At 67.8% G+C, this 19512-nt stretch carries 18 protein-coding genes; 11 read left to right on the forward strand and 7 right to left on the reverse strand.

What is annotated here, in order from left to right:
- Positions 1–50 precede the first annotated feature (50 nt).
- Entirely contained in the window at positions 51–1232 is a 1182-nt protein-coding gene (locus P2869_RS02880) for a DUF1501 domain-containing protein (protein WP_277597414.1), read from the reverse strand.
- Complete coding sequence (locus P2869_RS02885) at positions 1229–2782, reverse strand: DUF1800 domain-containing protein (RefSeq protein WP_277597415.1); 1554 nt, start codon at positions 2780–2782, stop codon at positions 1229–1231. The genes P2869_RS02880 and P2869_RS02885 overlap by 4 nt, the downstream gene beginning before the upstream one ends.
- 262 nt (positions 2783–3044) lie before the next feature.
- Between P2869_RS02885 and P2869_RS02890 the strand changes: the two genes are divergently transcribed.
- Positions 3045–3446 (forward strand): GFA family protein, encoded by a 402-nt coding sequence (locus P2869_RS02890; protein WP_126876855.1) that lies wholly within the window; start codon positions 3045–3047, stop codon positions 3444–3446.
- Between the two features lie 132 nt (positions 3447–3578).
- Positions 3579–6236 carry a transglycosylase domain-containing protein gene (locus P2869_RS02895; protein WP_277597416.1) on the forward strand — a complete coding sequence of 886 codons (2658 nt, stop codon included), beginning with the start codon at positions 3579–3581 and terminating at the stop codon, positions 6234–6236.
- Positions 6237–6334: 98 nt separating this feature from the next.
- On the opposite strand, the gene P2869_RS02900 is transcribed toward P2869_RS02895, so the two are convergent.
- From P2869_RS02900 to P2869_RS02920, 5 genes are all read right to left on the reverse strand, one after another.
- Complete coding sequence (locus tag P2869_RS02900; RefSeq protein WP_017772957.1) at positions 6335–6880, reverse strand: periplasmic heavy metal sensor; 546 nt, start codon at positions 6878–6880, stop codon at positions 6335–6337.
- Positions 6877–7329, reverse strand: coding sequence for a hypothetical protein (locus P2869_RS02905; RefSeq protein WP_277597417.1), 453 nt, complete (start codon positions 7327–7329; stop codon positions 6877–6879). Before P2869_RS02905 ends, P2869_RS02900 begins: the two co-directional genes overlap by 4 nt.
- A gap of 9 nt (positions 7330–7338) precedes the next feature.
- Positions 7339–7923: an RNA polymerase sigma factor gene (locus tag P2869_RS02910; protein ID WP_051061934.1), complete on the reverse strand. Its 585-nt coding sequence runs from the start codon at positions 7921–7923 to the stop codon at positions 7339–7341.
- Between the two features lie 440 nt (positions 7924–8363).
- Positions 8364–8621, reverse strand: coding sequence for a YXWGXW repeat-containing protein (locus P2869_RS02915; protein ID WP_199541777.1), 258 nt, complete (start codon positions 8619–8621; stop codon positions 8364–8366).
- A 247-nt stretch (positions 8622–8868) separates the two neighbouring features.
- Entirely contained in the window at positions 8869–9939 is a 1071-nt protein-coding gene (locus tag P2869_RS02920) for a LacI family DNA-binding transcriptional regulator (protein WP_277597418.1), read from the reverse strand.
- A 191-nt stretch (positions 9940–10130) separates the two neighbouring features.
- On the opposite strand from P2869_RS02920, the gene ugpC reads away from it, so the two are divergent.
- The 9 genes from ugpC (at position 10131) to P2869_RS02965 (ending at position 19509) form a co-directional block, all read left to right on the forward strand.
- Positions 10131–11306: a sn-glycerol-3-phosphate ABC transporter ATP-binding protein UgpC gene (gene ugpC / locus P2869_RS02925; RefSeq protein ID WP_277597419.1), complete on the forward strand. Its 1176-nt coding sequence runs from the start codon at positions 10131–10133 to the stop codon at positions 11304–11306.
- Positions 11307–11395: 89 nt separating this feature from the next.
- Positions 11396–13402: a beta-galactosidase gene (locus P2869_RS02930; RefSeq protein WP_277597420.1), complete on the forward strand. Its 2007-nt coding sequence runs from the start codon at positions 11396–11398 to the stop codon at positions 13400–13402.
- Between the two features lie 85 nt (positions 13403–13487).
- Positions 13488–14750, forward strand: coding sequence for an extracellular solute-binding protein (locus tag P2869_RS02935; protein WP_126876862.1), 1263 nt, complete (start codon positions 13488–13490; stop codon positions 14748–14750).
- A gap of 121 nt (positions 14751–14871) precedes the next feature.
- On the forward strand, positions 14872–15861 hold the full coding sequence (locus P2869_RS02940; RefSeq protein ID WP_085970082.1) for a sugar ABC transporter permease: 990 nt from the start codon (positions 14872–14874) through the stop codon (positions 15859–15861).
- Positions 15862–15871: 10 nt separating this feature from the next.
- Complete coding sequence (locus tag P2869_RS02945; RefSeq protein ID WP_277597421.1) at positions 15872–16723, forward strand: carbohydrate ABC transporter permease; 852 nt, start codon at positions 15872–15874, stop codon at positions 16721–16723.
- 53 nt (positions 16724–16776) lie between these two features.
- Positions 16777–18114: a HipA domain-containing protein gene (locus P2869_RS02950; RefSeq protein ID WP_240658889.1), complete on the forward strand. Its 1338-nt coding sequence runs from the start codon at positions 16777–16779 to the stop codon at positions 18112–18114.
- Positions 18101–18394, forward strand: coding sequence for a helix-turn-helix transcriptional regulator (locus P2869_RS02955; RefSeq protein WP_017772969.1), 294 nt, complete (start codon positions 18101–18103; stop codon positions 18392–18394). The genes P2869_RS02950 and P2869_RS02955 overlap by 14 nt, the downstream gene beginning before the upstream one ends.
- 120 nt (positions 18395–18514) lie before the next feature.
- Entirely contained in the window at positions 18515–18952 is a 438-nt protein-coding gene (locus tag P2869_RS02960; protein ID WP_277598043.1) for a DUF1924 domain-containing protein, read from the forward strand.
- Between the two features lie 44 nt (positions 18953–18996).
- Positions 18997–19509 (forward strand): diheme cytochrome c, encoded by a 513-nt coding sequence (locus tag P2869_RS02965; protein WP_199541584.1) that lies wholly within the window; start codon positions 18997–18999, stop codon positions 19507–19509.
- Positions 19510–19512 lie beyond the last annotated feature (3 nt).

Here is a 19512-nt window from a genome sequence, read left to right on the forward strand (position 1 = left end):
GAGCCGCCAAAAAAACGCCAAAGCAACGCCAAAGCAACGCGGCAGACGCATCACGCGCGAATCAACCCCGTCATCGGCCGCTGCGCGAGCGAACCCGCACCGCTCTGCGCGAACAACGTGCGCGCCGTGCGCTCGGGATCGAGCCGCAGACTCTCCGCCGCCGCGCCCGCAATCAGCGCATCGAGCGACGCGGTCGGTTTAAGGTCGCGTGCTTCGTAGAGATCGTTCGGACGCAGCCCGGGCCAGTCGGCCACCACGCGTCCGCCCGCCACGGCGCCGCCGATCAGCATCGCCACCGACGCCGTGCCGTGGTCCGTGCCCGCCGTGCCGTTGGTCGCGGCGGTGCGGCCGAACTCGGTGGCCACCACCACGGTGGTCTTCGCCCACTGCGCACCGAGCCCGTCGCGCAGCGCGGCGAGCATCGTGTCGAGCGCCTTCAGCTGATTGGCGAGGCGCGGGTTCTGCGCGCTGTGCGTGTCCCAGCCGCCGGTCTCGATCATCGCGATGCGCGGGCCGTCGTCGCGGCCCAGAAAACTCGCTGCGAGCTTGCCGAGGCTCGCCGGGTCCTGGCGGGCGCTCGCGTCGCCCGCGAGTCCGCGCGCGGTCATGGCTTCCTGCCATAGCGGATGAAGTTGCGCGTCGCGCTCGTAGAGCTGCGAGACGCGCGTGAGCAGATCGTCCGGCGCGGGCGGCAAGGCCGAAGGCGCGTAGGACGTCACGTCGGCCTTGCCGCGCAGCGCCGCGGGCACGGTGGGCGCAAACGCAATCGCGCTCGCGTGCCCGGTCGCCTGTGAAGGCGGCAGCAGGCCGACGAGCCGGTTGAGCCAGCCGTCCTTCACCTGGTACGGCGTGCTGCCGCCCGTTTCCAGCACGTTCTGTCCGTCGAAGTGCGAGCGGTCGCGATAGGGCGAGGCCACGGCGTGCACGAACAGCGCTTCTTTGGCGGCGTACATCTGCGCGGTCTGCACGAGCGACGGATGCAGCGCGAACGTGCCGTCGAGCTTCGTGGCCGTGGACGCATCCACGGCGAGCGCGCCGCGCAGCGCGGCATACGCGGGGTCGGCGTAGGGCACGACGATGTGCAGGCCGTCGGCGGCCCCGCGCTGGATCACGAACACGAAGCGGCGGTCGGTTTCCACGCTCGCGAACGCGATGCGCGGCGCGACGAGGATCGCGCCCGCGCCCGCGGCGGCAAGGCGCATGAAGCGGCGGCGAGTGAGCATGGCGGTCATCTCCGTTGGAAGTCGGGTGAGACGAGCAGCAGCGCGATCGCCGTGGACGTGCTTTCCGCACGCGAGACGGCGAGCGCCGTGGGTTCGCTCAACGTGCCCGCGAAAAGCTGCTGGCCGAGCGTGCGCGGGTCAAGGTCGGGGCTCGCGTGCGCCGCGAACCGTTGCGCGGCTTCGACGCGGCGCACGAGCGCGTCGGGCGCGGCCCAGCTTGCCGCGATGTCGTCGTAGCCCGCTGGCGAGCCGGGCCGCCAGACAGGCTCGCCGAGTTGCGTGAGCAGCGGCGCGGCCTGGAAGGCGCCGAGGTCTTGCCAGCCGAGACCGCGCATGGCCGACACGGTCCACTCCCACGGCGACTTGAATTTCGCGGCATGGGGCGACCAGGCCTCGGGCGAGTCGATTAGCGCGCGGTAGACCGTGGGCAAGTCGCCGCCGCTTTGCGTGAACGCATTCGCGAGGCGATCGACGACGGCGGGCGGCGGGTTGTCGGCCACGAAGTGGCGCGCGAGTTTTCCCGCGATGTGCCGCGCGGTGGCGGGCGATGCGGCGAGGTCGTGCAGGATCGCGAGCGCCTGCTGTTCGCCGGATTCGTCGTAGCTGCGGCCCATCACGGTGCGCGTGCCCGGCTCGTGCAGCGCGGTGCGAAACACGAACGTGCCCGGCTGGGCGGGCGCCATGCGCGGGTTCTGGCGTACGCCCGCCACGCTCCAGCCCGTGAGTGCGCGGGCGAACTCGGTCACGTCCTGCTGCGTGTAGCCGCTGCGCACGCCGAGCGTGTGCAGTTCCATGATCTCGCGCGCCAGGTTCTCGTTGAGGCCGCGCTTGTGCGTGGGGTCGCGCGCGTCGGCGCGCAGCGCGGCGAGGCTGTCGGGGCCCACCGAGCGCGTCTGGTCGAGAAAGACCTGCATCGCGGGATGCCGCTCCACGGCGACCAGCATGTCTTCGAAGCGGCCTAGCACATGCGGGCGGATCGCTTCGGCCTCGAAAGCGCCGGCGAGCACGGCGACCGCGGGCTTTTCTGTCGACACCGCGAAGTGGTTGGCCCAGAAGTGCACGAGCCGTTCGACGAAGGGCGTGGGCGTGACGAGCGCGCTCGTCACGCGCGCGTTGACCGCGGCGCGGTAAGTGCTCACCACGTCGGCGCGCAGGGCCTTTTCGGCTTGCTGTCTGTCGGCGAGCGGGGCGGTGGCGGGTGGGTTCGTTGCGTCGGTGGCGTTGGTTCCGTTGCGAACAAGGCTTTGTGCTCGACCCGCCGCAGGTTGCATTGCCGTAGCGCCGGCACGCGAGCTCGATGCGCCGGCGACAGCCGCGGCCTTGCGCGCTGCGGCCACCTGCTCGCGCCGCTGTGCGAAGTCCGTCGCGAGCGCCACGGATGACGGCAGCCCCGACCACGCGGCCGGCATCGGCTGATAAGCGCTCAGCTGTTCGACGAGCCACGCCTTCGGCTCGCGCGGCGGCGCGTCGCCCGGGCGCGCGCCCAGGCCGAAGCGGTTGAGCGCGATGGCGGCGGCGTTCGTGGCCGTTGCGGCATTGAAGGCAGAGGACGTGACCATGCGGAGTCCCTCGTGCGATGACTGCGATGTCTCTTGAACGGCGCTCGCGGTGGGAATCCGTCGCTCGTCGGCGCGGTCGGCCCAAAAAAAGCGGATCGGGCGCAGCCGCCCGTGCCTGCCAACCAGGCCTAACCACACCAATCGGGCCTAACCGCACCCGATGGGCTCCAATCGGCCCCCAGCAAGCGTTTCTATAATGCAAGGCACGCGCGCTGAGCCACACGGCGCGGGGCGCTCTTCAACGCGAAAGCCAGGAGGAACCATGCTGCTCAGAGGCGGTTGCCATTGCGGACAGGTCCGCTACGAAGTGCACGGCGAGCCCTTCGATTCCACTGTCTGCCATTGCGCCGATTGCCGGCGCGTGGCGGCGGCGCCCGTCGTCGCCTGGTTCAGCGTGCCGCGCACGGCGTTCCGTTTCGTGAGCGGCGAGCCGAAGCGCTATGCGTCCAGCGAGCCGGTGCTGCGCACCTTCTGCCCCGAATGCGGCACGTCGCTCACCTACCAGCACCGCGACTTTCCCGATGAAATCGACGTCGCCACCTGCAGCCTCGATGCGCCTGCGCGGGTGCCGCCGATGCATCACACGTGGACGTCGGACAGCTTGCCGTGGGTCGTGGTGGCCGATGGCCTGCCGCGCTATCCGCAGGACGCCACAGACGGCTGAGCGAGGTCTGGCGCGAACATGCCGCGCGCCACCGGCTCCAGCCGCGCATCCAGCCGCACGTCCAGCCGCACACCCCGCCCCGTTTGACACTTTTGGTACGATGCACGCTTTTCCAGCCGCTCCCCTTCCCGCGTGAACCGCCGATTCGTTTCCCTTGTCCGCGAGCGCTGCGCTCGCTGGTTGGCCCACGCCAAGCCTGCCGTGGCGAAGACGAGGTCCATTGCGGCGCCGCTGGCCGCCCGCGCACTCGCCACGATGCGCTTTCTGGCCGGTGCCGCGTGGTTCCATCTGCGGCATCCCACGCGTCGCGGTGTCGCGCTCACGGTGGCCGCCGTGCCCGCGCTCTTCGCGCTCTACGTGCTCGTGCTGATTCCATTCACGCCGAGCATCAGCGACATCCGCAAGGCGCGCATGGACCAGCCCGCGCAGATTCTTTCCGCCGACGGCAAGCTGCTCGCCGAGTTCAAGCCCTCGAACCGCGAATGGGTACCGCTCGCGGAGATTTCGCCGCACATGGTGGATGCGCTCATTTCGACCGAGGACCATCGCTTCTACGAGCACCACGGGCTCGACTGGCGGCGTACGGCGTCCGCGGCGCTGCACACGTTTTCGGGCGACCGCCAGGGGGGCTCCACCATCACGCAGCAACTGGCGCGCAATCTCTACCCCGACCAGATCGGCCGCGCGCCCACGCTCACGCGCAAGCTCAAGGAAGCCATCACCGCGTTCAAGATTGAAGCGGTCTACAGCAAGAGCCAGATTCTCGAAACCTATCTGAACACGGTGCCGTTCCTCTACAACGCCTACGGCGTGGAGATGGCCGCGCGCACCTACTTCAACAAATCGGCGAGCGAACTGGACGTGCTCGACGCCGCCACGCTCACGGGCATGCTCAAGGGCAACAGCTACTACAACCCTGTGCTCAACCCCGAGCGCGCGCTGGAGCGGCGCAACACCGTGCTCGCGCAGATGGTGAAGTACGGCAAGCTGAGTCCCGCCGCGTTCCAGAGCCTGAAGCGCAAACCGCTGCGTGTCGACTTCGAGCGGCAGACCGAGCCGCCCGGCCCCGCGCCGCATTTCGCGCAGCAGTTGCGCAAGTGGCTGATCGCGTGGGCCGACCGCAACGACTACAACGTCTATTCGGACGGCCTCGTGGTGCGCACCACGATCGATTCGCGCCTGCAGGCCATGGCGACCCAGGCGCTCGCGCGGCAAGGCAACCAGTTGCAGGGCATCGCGAACGGCGCATGGAGCGGACGCGACGGCTGCTCGGCCGGCAGCGACCCGTTCCGCGCCTTCATGCGCGAGAGCCCCGACTATCGCGCCGCGCGCGACGCCGGGCAGTCCGACGAAGCGGCGCTCAAGCAACTCGCCGCGGACCGCTCGTTCATGCGCGGTCTGTGCAAGGACAAGACGCGTATCGAAGCGGCCTTTCTCGCCATCGACCCGCGCAACGGCCAGATCAAGGCGTGGGTGGGCAGCCGCGACTTTACCGACGAGCCCTTCGATCACGTGCAGCAGGCGCGCCGCCAGCCGGGTTCCACGTTCAAGCCGTTCGTCTACGGAGCCGCGTTCGAGCAGGGCGCAAAGCCGACCGATACGTTCATCGACCAGCCCGTCGAGATCCCGCTAGCAGGCGGCGAGGTCTGGCGTCCCGACGACGACGTGCCGCCAACCGGTCGTCCCATGACGCTGCGCGACGCGATCGCGTACTCGCGCAACCGCATCACCGCGCAGTTGATGCAGACGGTGGGACCGGAGCGCGTGGCGCGTCTCGCACGCGCCATGGGCGTGCGCGACAGCCGGCTCGAAACGGTGCCGTCGCTCGCGCTCGGCACGAGCCCGGTCACGCTCAAGGAGATGGTGTCGGCCTACGCGACCATCGCCGACGACGGTGCCTACCACGAGCCGCGCATGGTTACGCGCATCGAAGATCACGACGGCAACGTGCTGGCCGAATTCGAGCCGGCCTCGCCGGAGCAGGCGCTGCCCGAGGCCGCGGACAAGACGCTCATCGACGTGATGCGCGACGTGGTGAACCGCGGCACAGGCTCGGCGATTCGCACGCGCTTCGGCATTCGCGCCGACGTGGCGGGCAAGACCGGCACCACCCAGGGCAACACGGACGGCTGGTTCATCTTGATGCATCCGCAACTGGTGGCGGGTGCGTGGGTAGGCTTCGACGACGGACGCGTGACGCTGCGCAGCGACTACTGGGGGCAGGGCGCCCACAGCGCGTTGCCGATTGTCGGCGACTTCTTTTCGCGGGCGCTGTCCACCCGCATCGTGGATACGCGTGCGAAGTTCACGACCGAGGTGCAGCCGGGCTGGTTCGACGTATTCCGCGAGAAGCTGCGTGCGTGGATCGAGCATCTGTTCCCGTCGACGAAGAAGACGGAAGTGGTGGCGCCGGTGAAGCGGACGCCGCCACGGGCGGTGCCGGCGTCGGAGGTGTCCGGAGCGTCCGGGGCTTCTGGCGCGGTGGCAGCTTCGGCTGCCTCGGCTGCATCCGCTGCTTCGACATCGGCCGCGGCTTCGGCCGTTTCGGGTGTGCCGGCTTCGGGGGCTGTTGCGGCTTCCGGCGCCGTGGCTGCGTCGGGTGCGGGCGCACCGACGTTCCCGTTCGGCGTGCCGCCCATCATTCGAGCGCCGGGCGCGTTGCCGTCGGAGCAGCCGCCGTCGTCGCCGACGCCTACACCCGATGTGACGGAGCCTGGCGCCGGAGCGGGCGCGGGCACAGGCACGAGTTCAGGCACAAGCGGCGAAGCGGCGCAGGGGCAGAGTCAGTAGGGGCGCTGAGTCTCGCGAGCGCGCCTGCCCTGGCTTGGGGGCTGGCCAATACGCAGCGGTAGTCAGAAGCAAGAGGCCCAAAGGCTGAAAGGGCCGCTTCACTCGCTGGCCGCCTGCCCTTCCTGCGCCTTGCCTTGTTCGCTGCCTTGTTCACTCTCCTGCAGCTTTTTCTGCTGCTGCAGCGGTAGCCGCCATTGCCCACGGCGCTTGAGTCCTTCGGCGAACTTCGCGCGCTCGTCGGGCGTGAGCGTCGCGGCGAAGTCGGCCACGCCTTGCTCGATGTGGGTGCGCAGCGCAGTGTCCGCGGCGCGCGTGCGGGCGAGGGCGGCGTCGAGTGCCGGCCGATCCAGTTGCGGTGCCGCGAGCAGTTCCAGTACCTGATGCCGCGCTTCGCGGCCTTCGAGTGCGAAGTCGCGGCCTTCGCGCCGCGCACGCTTCAACGCATCGAGAAACTGCTGCTGACGCTCGGGCGACAGTTCGCTCGCGGCAAAGCGCAGCGCCGTCGGCGGTTGCACGCGTGCTGCCGCGTGGGTTTCGCCGCGCGTGCTGAACCATTGAATCGCGCCGCCGCCAATCGCGCCCAGCAGGAACGCGTTGAGCACGAGCGAGCCCACCAGCGCCAATTTCCAGGACCGCTCGCTCATTCGCCGCTCCAGTCCGCGGACGATCCGCCGAAACTCGTCGTCATGGAAGGCCCGCTCGCTTCGTGCATGGGCTCGCCTGTCACGAGGAAGAACGACACGGCGAACGCGCCGGCCAGCCCGCCCGCGAGCCCCATGCCCGCAATCGCGGCGCCCGACCACCAGAGCGGCGAGCGCTGCCAGAAGAAGCGCGGCCGCCCGCGTTTTCGATTGCCCGCAGCCGCAGCCGCAGGCGCGGAGGCGATCAAGCGTTCGTAAAGCGCGTGGTCCGGCGGCGCGACGAGGTGGCTTTCGAGCCACGTGTCGAGGCTCGACTGCTTCGCGAGCAGCGCATCCGCTTCGGCACGGTGTCTGTCGGCCCAGGCTTGCGCGTCGGCGCGTTCGCTGGCGGGCCAGCGGCGCGGCTCGGCGCCGTATGCCTCGACGATGGCCCGGAATCTCTCAGGTGTCATGGCATGTCCTCACGTTGTTTCGGGGCCGCTGCCGGCCAGTTGTGCGCGCAGGTTGCGCCGTGCGCGCGCCAGCAGGCTCTCCAGCGCATCGACCGAAATGCCCATCACGGCCGCTGCCTCGATGTTCGAGAGTTCCTGGTAGTAGTTGAGCACGAGCGCCTCGCGCTGGCGCGGCGGCAGCGCCGCCAGCGCGGCCTGCACGCGCGCGTCGCGCGCACGCGCTTCGAGCCGCGCGTCGGGCAGCGGAGCGGGGTCGGGCTCGTCCGGTATCTCGTCCACGGGATCCTCGCGATGGCCGCGCAGCCGGTCGTAGCAGAGGTTCATCGCGACGCGGTGCAGCCACGTGTCGAAGCGCGCCTCGCCTTCGCGCCAGCGCGGCGCCTGCTTCCAGATGCGCACGAACGCTTCCTGCGCGACGTCCTCGGCTTCTGTGCGGTCGCCCAGCATGCGGGTGGCGAGCGCAAGCAGCCGCGGCAGCTTGCGGGCCACGAGGGCGCGCACGGCCGCAGGCTCTTCCCGGCCGACCCGCGCAAGGAGGTCCGCGTCGGGATCGCGTTCAGGGTCACGCGTATCGAAGCGGCCCGTTGCGCTCAAGGGCCGCTCTTCGCTCGACGGTCGCTTTTCGCTCAAGGGGCGTTGTTCCGTGCGGTCCGGCGTTGAGCCCGTGAGGTCGCCGAAGCGTGTCTGCGGGCACGAATCGTTTTCACCTGGAGTGGCTCCCTGCGGATCGGATGGTCCGTTGGCGGTGCCGGCACGCGGCATGGCTTGCGTCTGCGCTGCGCGGGGCGCAAGCGGCGAACGTGCGGGCGTTTCGGTTTCGACCTGCATTGCTTCGGCAGCGGCGTATGCCCCGTTCGGTCGTCAATATACGACGACCGCGGGACGGTAATACGCGGGCCGCGCCGGCACGACCACACAGCCGGCGAGCGTGGCCGCGGCGAGCGTCAGGATCAGAAGTGTCTTCATGGCTTCACCGTTCGCGTTGGGCGGGTTCGCTTGAGCGGATAACTGCGTCCGTCGAAGGGCGAGAGACTTCAACGCGCCCAATGTCCTTCCACCCAGCGCCAGTTCGGCCCGCGCCGCACCCAGTGGCCGGGCACCCACCGATACCCCACGCGCACGGGCTGCCAGTGACCGGGCACCCAGACGTACTGGCCGTGCGCCCAGCGCCAGCGGCCCTGGTCCCAGACGTAGCCGACCCGCGGCGCCGGCATGACCTCCACGCGCGGAGGCGGCGGCGCGACCGGCGCGATGATGACGGCCTGCGCGAAGGCGGCCGGGGCGACCAGCAGGACGGCGGCCGCGGCGGCGAGGCGGACGTGGCCTGCCGAGCGTGCAGGAACGCGTGCAGGAAAACTTGCAGTGGAACGCGTGGTGGACCGTGCGGCAAAACGTGCAGCAAAACGTGTGGCGCAAAGCGCGCGAAGGGCGTCAAGGAACTTCATAAGAGGTTTCTCCCGTTCAAGACAGCGGATGGGTTCCGTTTCTGTTTGAACGGGCGCCGGGCGGGAATCCGTCGCGCGCGGGCGTTACGGCGAATTACGCGATGAATGACGCCAGGCGCGGCGGCGCCGTGGAGGCCCGCACGACGAGCTTCGGCGCCGAGGCAAGACACATGCGCGGCGCGGGCTGGTCGGTGCCGGCCTGGTCGGTTCCCGTTATCACCTCGCGCGGCGCGCCTTCGATCAACTCGCGCAGCAGTGTGACCGCCAGTTCCGCTGCTTCCACCGTGGGCACCGCGACGGTCGTCAAAGCGGGCCGCGATTCGCGCGCCGGCAGGATGTCCGTGATGCCCACCACCGAGAGGTCGCGCGGCACCTCGAGCCCGAGGTCCGCCGCGGCTTGCATGGCGCCCAGCGCGGGCAGGTCGTTGGTGGCGAAGATCGCCGTGATGGACGGGTCGCCTTCGAGCAGATCGCGCGTGGCCGTATAGCCGCCGTGGACCGTGTCCGCGGCCTGGCGCACGTGCGCCGCGGGTACTTCGATGCCGGCGGCGCGCGCGGCATCCACGAAGCCGTCGTAGCGCGCCGCATGAATGCCCGAGACCTTGCTGCCCACGATCACGCCGATGCGCCGGTGCCCCAGCTCGATCAGATGCGCGCCCGCCAGTTGCCCGGCCAGGCGGAAGTCCACCGCCACGCAGGGCAGCCCGGGCGGCTCGTTCGGCCGCTCCCACATGCAGAGCACGACGGGCGCGCCGCGCGCTTCGGTCAGGCGCAGGTCGGCGAAGTCGAGGTTCGCATTGGTGACGAGCACGCCTTCGGAGAGCGTGCCCGCGATCTGCTCCAGGTACGCGCGGCCCACGACCGGGTCTTCGTTGGTGTTGCAGATGATGAGGAAGTGGCCGCTCGCACGCGCCGCGCGCTCCACGGCGAGCGCGAACTCGGGATAGAACGGGTTCGCGATGCTCGACACCATCAGCGCGATGGTGGGCGCGCGGCCCTCGGCCAGCGCGCGCGCAGCGAGGTGCGGCCGGTAGCCGAGCGCCTCCACGGCTTCCAGTACGCGCCGGCGCGTTTCTTCGCCCACGCGGCCCCGGCTGCGCAGCACGTTGGAGACAGTGGCGGGCGTCACGCCTGCGTGGCGTGCGACTTCGCTGAGTGTGGGCATGGGGTTTCCATTATCTGGGACGCCTGTTCAATGTTTGCGTCATCGCGGTTTGGACGGCACTATTGCTCCACCCAAAAACGATATCGGAGACAACAGCCGGCCATTGATCGCACCCGCGGTCAATTTTTTTCGGGCGGTTGATTAAGCGCTTAATCTCCGACTTCGAGCGATTAAATCACGGAGTCGATGCAATGGCGAGCATTTCGTTGAGAGGCGTGCGCAAGGCCTATGACGGCGCGGCGCCCGTCATTCGCGATGTCGATCTGGACATTGGCGAAAACGAGTTCTGCGTGTTCCTCGGGCCGTCGGGCTGCGGCAAGTCCACGCTGCTGCGCGTGATCGCGGGCCTGGAAGACGCGACGGACGGCGAGGTGTGGATCGGCGGGCGTGTCGTCAACGACGTGCCCGCGGCCCAGCGCGGCGTGGCCATGGTGTTCCAGAGCTACGCGCTCTTTCCGCACATGACCGTGTTCGAGAACATGGCCTTCGGTCTCAAGATCGCGAAGACGCCGAAAGACGAGATTGCCCGCAAGGTCAACGAAGCCGCGCGCATTCTCCAGCTCGACGCCTTGCTGCAACGCCGTCCGAGGGAACTTTCGGGCGGCCAGCGTCAGCGCGTCGCCATTGGTCGCGCGATCGTGCGCGAGCCCGGCGTGTTCCTGTTCGACGAGCCGCTTTCCAACCTCGATGCCACGCTGCGCGGCCAGACGCGTATCGAGATCGCGCGTCTGCATCGGCAGTTCGCGAAGGCGAGCGTGGTGTACGTGACGCACGATCAGATCGAAGCCATGACGCTCGCCGACCGCATCGTGCTGCTGCACGCGGGCGCCGACGCCGAACGCTACGGCAGCATCGCGCAGAGCGGCGCGCCGCTCGAGCTGTATCACCGTCCCGCCAGCCGCTTCGTGGCGGGCTTCATCGGCTCGCCGCGCATGAACTTTCTGCCGGGCACTGTCGCCGGCATCGGCCCGCAAGGTGTCACCGTCGCGCTCGCGCAGACGGGCGAACGCGTGAGCGTCGCCGTGGAGGGCAGCGGTTTGCAGTCTGGCCAGCCGGTCACGTTCGGCGTGCGTCCCGAGCATCTCGAACTTGCGCTGGGCGAGTCCGCTGCGGGCAATGAAGCCGGCCACGACGCGCAAGGCGTCACGCTCACACGCGGCGTCGCGCTCGTGGAGCGCCTGGGCGAGCACAGCTACGTGCACCTCGATCAGCCAGGCGGCGACGTGCTGATCGCCAAGGTGCCGGGCGGCGCGCAGATCGACCGCGGTCATCGCGTCACGTTCCGAGCCAGTGCCGCCGCCTGCCACCTGTTCACCGAAGACGGCCGCGCCGTGCCGCTGCTCCAGACCGCCGAGCACGTGGCCTAGCCGCGCCTCACGGTCCCTGATCGTCCCTGATCGTCCCACAACGCACACACCTGCCAACCAGCACACAGAACACCCAGGAGACAAACGCAATGCGCCTTGGAGTCTGCTACTACCCGGAACACTGGCCCGAATCGATGTGGGAAGACGACGCCCGCCGCATGAAGGCGCTCGGCATCAGCCAGGTGCGAATCGCCGAGTTCGCCTGGAGCCGCATGGAGCCGAGCCCCGGCGAATACGACTGGGGCTGGCTCGACCGCGCCGTGGACGTGCTCGGCAACGCGGGTCTGCAGGTCGTGATGTGCACGCCCACGGCAACGCCGCCGAAGTGGCTCATCGACCGGCATCCCGACATCCTGCCCGTAGGCGCCGATGGTCGCGTGCGCGGCTTCGGTTCGCGTCGTCACTACGATTTCTCGTCGCCGTCGTACTACGAAGCGTCGCAGCGCATCTGCACGGCGGTGGCCGAGCGCTACGGCAAGCATCCCGCCGTGGCGTACTGGCAAACCGACAACGAGTTTGGTTGCCACCAGACCGTGGTCAGCTATTCGCCTGCTGCGGTGGCGCGTTTTCGCGAGTGGCTGCGCGCGCGCTACGGCACCGTCGACGCATTGAACCGCGCCTGGGGCACCGTGTTCTGGAGCATGGAGTACCGCAGCTTCGACGAGATCGACGCGCCCATCGGTACGGTCACCGAAGCGCATCCGTCGCACCGGCTGGACTATCGCCGTTTCGCGTCCGACGAAGTGGCGCGCTACAACCGCATGCAGGTGGAGATCATCCGTGCGCATTCGCCGGGGCGGCCCGTTGCGCACAACTTCATGCAGCTTTTTACGGAGTTCGATCACTACAAGGTGGCCGCGGACCTCGACGTCGCGACGTGGGACAGCTACCCGCTCGGCGCGCTCGAAGAACTGTGGTTCGCGCCGGAACTGAAGGCGCGCTGGTTGCGCACGGGGCATCCCGATTTCGCGTCGTTCAATCACGACGTGTATCGCGGCATGTCGAAGCTGCCGTTCTGGGTGATGGAGCAGCAGCCCGGTCCCGTGAACTGGGCGCAGTGGAACCCCGCGCCGCTGCCGGGCATGGTGCGCCTCTGGAGCTGGGAAGCCTTTGCGCACGGGGCGGGCTGCGTGTCGTACTTCCGCTGGCGCCAGGCGCCGTTCGCGCAGGAGCAGATGCACGCGGGCCTCAATACGCCCGACAACCGTCTCGACCTGGGCGGCAACGAAGCCACGCAGGTGGCCGCCGACATTCGCCGTGTGCTGGACGAGCATGCCGACGCCACGCACAACGTGCAGGCCGACGTCGCGCTCGTGTTCGACTACGAGGCGAAGTGGCTCTTCGAGGTCCAGCCGCAAGGCGCGGACTTCCACTACCCGCGCTTCGCGTTCGAGTACTACTCGGCGCTGCGCTCGCTGGGGCTCGACGTCGATATCGTGCCGGCTCACGCGCCGCTCGACGGCTACAAGCTCGTGGTGGTGCCGCCGCTGCCCGTCGTGCCCGACGACTTCGCCGATCGCCTCGCGCGCTCCGGCGCACAGGTGGTGCTCGGGCCGCGTACGGGATCGAAGACGCGCGATCTGCAGATTCCGTCGAACCTTCCGCCGGGTGCGCTCGCCGACTTGCTGGGTGCGCGCGTGTGGCGCGTGGAATCGCTGCGGCCGAACGTGGACGTGCCGGTGGTGTCGAGCCATGCCGCAGCCGGCGCGAAGCCGTTCGCGGGCGTAGGCCGCCATTGGCGCGATCTGATCGATACGGGCACGGACGCCGAACGCTACGTGTCCGGCGCCGAAGTGCGGGCCACCTTCGGCGACGGCCATCCCGCCTGGGTGCGCCGCGGCCGCGTGAACTACCTCGCAAGCCTGTTCGACGATGCCCTCACGGCGCACGTCTTCGCGCAGATCGCAGGCGAAAGCGGGCTCAACGTGACCGCGCTTGGCGAGAGCGTTCGCGTGAGCCGTCGCGGCGGGCTCACCTACGTGTTCAATTACGGCGAAGCGACGCACACCGTCGACGGCGTGGACGCCTCGGCCTTCGTGCTCGGCTCGCGTGACGTCGAACCGCAAGGCGTGGCGGCTTATCGCACGCCGGCCTGAGCACGCTCTTTTCGCCACCGGTCGAAACAATCGAACCAATCGCGCAGTACCAGTCGCAGGCAACCTAAAAACCAAGGAGACAGACATGACGGTGAAGGCACGCAGGTTCCGCATCGGGCTCGCAGCCGCCACACTCGCGGTGGCAACGGCCGCATCGTGGATCGCGAATTCGGCTCACGCGGGCACGCTCGCGGTGAACGTCGCGTTCAAGGGCGCAAGCCAGCGCGCGGTGTGGCAGTCGGTATTCGACGACTTTCACAAGGCGCATCCCGACATCGACGTGAAGGCGTCGTTCATCGACGAGGAAGCCTACAAGGTGCAACTGCCTGGCTGGCTCACCACCGTCGCGCCCGACATCGTGAACTGGCACGACGGCGAGCGCATGGCGTACTACGCGAAGCGCGGCCTGTTCGAAGACCTCACCGGCGACTGGGCGAAAAACGGCTGGAACGACATGTATGCGTCGACCAAAGAGGCGTCGTCGTATGCGGGCAAGCAGTACGCGGCGCCCACGGTGTACTACGCGTGGGGCATGTTCTATCGCAAGGACCTGTTCAAGAAGGCCGGCATCGACGCCGAGCCGAAAACGTGGGACCAGTTCCTCGACGCTTGCCGCAAGCTGAAGGCCGCGGGCATCACGCCAATTGCCGTGGCGGGCCGCGACGCCTGGACGCTCGCGGGCTGGTTCGACTATCTCGACCTGCGCCTGAACGGCAATGCGTTCCACCAGAAGCTGATGGCAGGCGAAGTGCCCTACACCGACGCCCGCGTGAAGAAGGTCTACACCACGTGGAAGCAACTGATCGACGATCACGACTTCATCGACAATTCGCTTTCCTACGATCTGGACTCGGCGCAGCCGTTCCTGTTCCAGGGCAAGGCCGCGATGATGCTGATGGGCACGTTCATCACGGGTGGCTTCCCCGCGAGCGTGAAAGAGGAGATGAGCTTCTTCCGCTTCCCGATCATCGACCCGAACGTGCCTACCGCCGAGGACGGCCCGGTGGAGTCGCTGCACATTCCGTCGAAGGCGAAGAACAAGGCCGACGCGCGCACGTTCCTCAAGTTCGTGGAAACGCCGGAGATCGGCGCGAAGATCGCAGCGGGGCTCGGCTCGCTTTCGGCCAACAGCAAGTCGCCTGAGCCGGAAGATCCCATCTCGCGCATCGGCTTCCAGATTCTGTCCACCACGCGCGGCGGCATCGCCCAGTTCTACGACCGCGACATGACCAAGGAAATGGCCGACGAAGGCATGAAGGGCATGCAGCAGTTCGTGGCGGATCCGACGAAGCTCGACGCTGTGCTCGCGCAGCTCGAAGCCACGCGCAAGCGGATTTATCACAAGTAAGCTCGAAGCGAGTGTGGGTGGTTGAAGGGCGGTCCGGCTTGTAGAGTCGGGCCGCGCAGGTTGGGCCACGTAGCGATGGCCACGCAGCCTCTTACCGGAAGCCACCCGCCTCGCGAGGAGAATCGCCGTGTCGCATTCCATCACACGTCAGAGCGTCCAGCCCGTGCCGGGCGGACCCGCGTCGGGTCTGCCGCCTTCGTCCGCCTCGCGTGGCGATACGGGCGGCAATACGGGCGGCAAGCCGTCGCGCCGGCCTTCGCCCACCGCACGCCGCCAGCGCCGCGCTGCGTTTCTGTTCCTCGCGCCGGCCTGCGCGATGGTGGCCGTCTACGTGATCTGGCCGATTCTTTCCACCATGACGCTCAGTTTCTACAACTGGGACGGCATGAGCGAGCGCACCTTCGTGGGCCTTGCGAACTACGTCGAACTGTTTCAGGCGCCCACCTTCTATACGGCGCTCAAGAACAACCTGATCTGGCTCGTGCTGTTCCTGCTCGCGCCGCCGGCGGGCCTTGCAGTGGCGCTCTATCTGAACCAGCGCGTGGCGGGCATCCGCTTCGTGAAGTCGCTGTTCTTCGCGCCGTTCGTGCTCTCGGGCGTGGTGGTGGGGCTCGTGTTCTCGTGGTTCTACGACCCCACCTTCGGCCTGCTCGCCATGATGCTGGGCCACGGCGTGCCCGTGCTCGGCGACGCGCACTACGCCACCTTCGGCATCGTGTTCGCCGCGCTCTGGCCGCAAACGGCGTACTGCATGATCCTGTACCTCACGGGGCTCACGTCGCTCAATGCGGAGCAACTGGAAGCGGCGCGTATGGAAGGCGCACGCGGATGGTCCATGCTCTGGCACGTCGTGCTGCCGCAACTGCGGCCCACCACGTTCATGGCGATCGTGGTCACGGTGATCGGCGCGCTGCGCAGCTTCGACCTGATTTCCGTGATGACGGGCGGCGGCCCGTTCGAAAGCTCCACCGTGCTCGCGTATTACATGTACGACCAGGCCATCAAGTACTACCGCCTCGGTTACTCGGCCTCGATTGCCGTCGTGCTGTTCGCGATCATGCTCGTCTACATCGTGTGGCATCTGCGCCGGATGCTGCGCGCGGAACACTAAGGAGGCCGCCATGTATCCGCTGCCCGTCGAAAAGTGGAAGCCCGTCAATCGCGGCCTCTACAAGCTCACGCTGCCCATTGCGCTCGTCATCTGGCTCTTGCCGATGATCGCGGTGCTCGTCACTTCCGTGCGTTCTTCCGAGGAACTCAGCGAAGGCAACTACTGGGGCTGGCCGAAGCACATCACGCTGCTCGACAACTATCGCGAGGCGCTGACCACCTCGCCGATGCTTCACTACTTCTGGAACAGCGTGCTGATCACCGTGCCCGCGGCGGTAGGCGCCATCGCACTGGCGGCAATGGCAGGCTTTGCGCTCGCCACCTATCGCTTTCGCGGCAACACGGCGCTCTTCGCGACATTCGTGGCTGGCAACTTCGTGCCGATCCAGGTGCTGATGATTCCCGTGCGCGACCTTTCGCTCGCGCTGGGCGTGTTCAACACCGTGCAGGGCTTGATCCTGTTTCACACGGCGTTTCAGACGGGCTTCTGCACGCTGTTTCTGCGCAACTTCATCAAGCAGTTGCCGTTCGAGCTGATCGAGGCGGCGCGCATCGAAGGCGCGGGCGAGTGGACGGTGTTCTTTCGCATCGTGCTGCCGTTGATCCGGCCGGCGCTCGCGGCGCTCGGCATCCTCGTCTTCACGTTCGTCTGGAACGACTACTTCTGGGCGCTCTGTCTCACGCAGGGCGACGACGCAGCGCCCATCACCGTCGGCGTTGCGGCGCTCAAGGGGCAATGGACGACGGCGTGGAACCTGGTGTCGGCGGGCTCGGTGCTCGCGGCGCTGCCTTCGGTCGCCATGTTCTTCGCCATGCAGAAGCACTTCGTGGCGGGGCTCACGTTTGGGGCGACGAAGGGGTAGGGGGCACCGGTTGTGCGCTGAAAAGCATCGCATAAGAGGCGTATAGGGGGTAGATGGAGCAGTTGTGCTACATTTATGAAGCACAACGGAGCCGCTTGATGGATTGCACCCTACAGATATTCCTCGACGACCGCTGGGTGGATTGCGCCCAGATCGAACTCGACGGCCGACTTTGCCAATGGAATTACCAGGTCATGTATGCCGTCGAGCATACGGATGCCTCGTTGTCTCTGGCCGAGCCGGTGGACATGGATATTCGCGCCGCCCGCACCATGCCCGCCTTCCTCTACGATCTGGTCCCGCAGGGCGCCGGTCGTCGGTTCCTGCTGGGCGAACTGGAACTCGCGGATGGCCCCGACGCAGATTTCCCGCTCATCTGCACGGGCGCGTTCAATCCGGTGGGCCGCATTCGGGTTGCCGAGGCGGTCCGCTACTTCGAGACGCACGTCGCGCGGCATCCGGCCTCGCGCGGCCTGCCGGGCCTCACCATGGACGACGTCATGGCCCGCAGCGCCGAATTCGCGGAACGGATGCGCCTGCACGGCATGTTGGGCACGGGCACCACGGGTGTGCAGGGCGCCGCGCCGAAATATCTGCTGACGCGCGACCGGGCGGGTCTGCTGCACGGCGATGCCGTACTGCCCGATGCCGATGCCACGCAGCACCTCATTGCGAAATTGCCGCGTGGCAAGACGGCCGCCGACGAAAAGGTCCTGCGCAACGAGGCGGCGTATATGCGGGTGGCCGCCGCACTCGGTATTCGAACGCACGCGGATTTGCCGACGCTGCATGGCGACGTGCTGCTGATTCCGCGCTTTGACCGGATCGCCCGCAACGGGAGCGTCGTGCGTCTTCATCAGGAAAGCGTCGCGTCCATTCTGGGGTTGTCCGGCTTTGATCGGCGCCCGAGTCTGTTCGAGGTTGTCGCCGGCATTCGCCGTGTCGTGACCGATCCCGCGGCCGAGACGCTCGAATTCCTCAAGCGCGACGTGCTGAATCTCGCCATGCGCAACACCGACAATCACGCACGCAATACGGCGGTACAACTCGTCGACGGTACGGTCAGGCTCACGCCGTTGTTCGACTTCGCACCGATGTACCTGGACCCCGAAGGCGTGGCCCGCACGCTGCGGTGGTATCACCCGGACACCCAGGTCGAACTGGGGGAATGGGGCGACGTTCTTGCCGCGCTGTCTCTACCTGACGATGAGCGCCGCGCACTCGCCCGCGCAATGAGCCGATTCGGCGCGCAGCTCGAGCGCCTCGCCGGCATCATGGAAAAGCACGGCGTCGATCACGACATCGTCGAATTCCTGACGCCGTCCATCGACGCGCAGGTCCGGCAACTCAAAGCGCTTCAACCGCCGGAGTCTCCCCATGCCGCGCCGTAACCCGCCGACCCGTGACGAGCAGAACGCGCTGCGTCGCGCGTTCTACGAAAGCATCGAGCGCGGCGATATGAGCATTGCCGAGACCATGAAAACGATGCGCGAGATGACGGGTCTCACGCAGGAAGAATTCGCCGCGCACCGGGGCGTGAGCCGTCGGGTGATTCAGGACATCGAGCGCGGCACCGGCAACCCGACCGTCGAATCGCTCAATAGCATTGCGAAGCTTTTCGGCCTGCAAGTCGGGTTCGTTCCGATCCGGCGAAAGGTCCCGGCCTCGTAGGGCCGCAGTCCACCGCACTCCACCGTTAAGAAAGCGGTAAGGAACCCTGCCGAACATGGGAGGCATCCACTGGGAGAACCCACGATGCCGACCTCCGGAAGTCCTCGCCCATCTCGCGTGATGCACGCGCTGCGTGTCCGCACGGGCATCGCAAACGCAACGGCAATAGCGGCCATCACCGCCATCGCCACGCTCGCCGCCGCCACACTGGCCCCGCAGGCGCATGCCGAGACCCCGGCACAAATCCTCAGTAGCTACGCCGCGCAAGCCGGCACGGCGCCGGTGCCCGCGCGCGGCCAGCAGTTCTTCACGAGCCGGCACGGGCACGAATGGGCCTGTGCCAGCTGCCACGGCGCCATGCCCACCGGCAACGGCCAGCATGCGGCCACCGGCAAGACTATCGCGCCGCTGGCACCGGCCTTCAATCCCGCGCGCTTCACCGATACCGCGAAAGTCGAGAAGTGGTTTCGCCGGAATTGCGGCGACGTCGTGGGCCGCGAATGCACCGCCGCCGAAAAGGCCGATGTGCTGAGCTGGTTGATATCGATCAAACCCTGACCGGCCGGCCAACCGTATACCGGTCCAATCGAGGAGACAGGCACATGGATTTTCCATTCCCGCTTGCAGCGCGTACTGCGCGTCCTGCCGTCGCTCGTGCGCTGGCCGCCGTCGCCATGACGGCGCTCGCCGGCTTTGCTTTCGCAGACGACGAACCCTACGCGAGCGCCGTGGCGCCCCTGCCCAAGTACCAGCAGGAATGCGCGGCATGCCATATCGCCTATCCGCCCGGCATGCTGCCCGCGCAGTCGTGGCAGCACATTCTCGGCAACCTCGAGCATCACTTCGGCACCAATGCGTCGCTCGACGCGGCCTCCGTCAAGCAGATCGAAGGCTGGCTCGTGGCGCATGCCGCGCAGGGCGGCACGGCGGCGAAGGCGCCGCCCGAGGACCGCATCACCCGCAGCCGCTGGTTCGCCGCCGCGCACGACGAAGTGTCGCCCTCGGTGTGGCGGCTTGCCGCGGTGAAGAGCCCGTCCAACTGCGCCGCGTGTCATCGGCGTGCAGATCAGGGGAATTTCGATGAACGATACATCCGCATCCCGTATGGAAAATGAGTC

The sequence above is a fragment of the Paraburkholderia sp. SUR17 genome, from assembly GCF_029536165.1.
Lineage (GTDB): Bacteria > Pseudomonadota > Gammaproteobacteria > Burkholderiales > Burkholderiaceae > Paraburkholderia > Paraburkholderia kururiensis.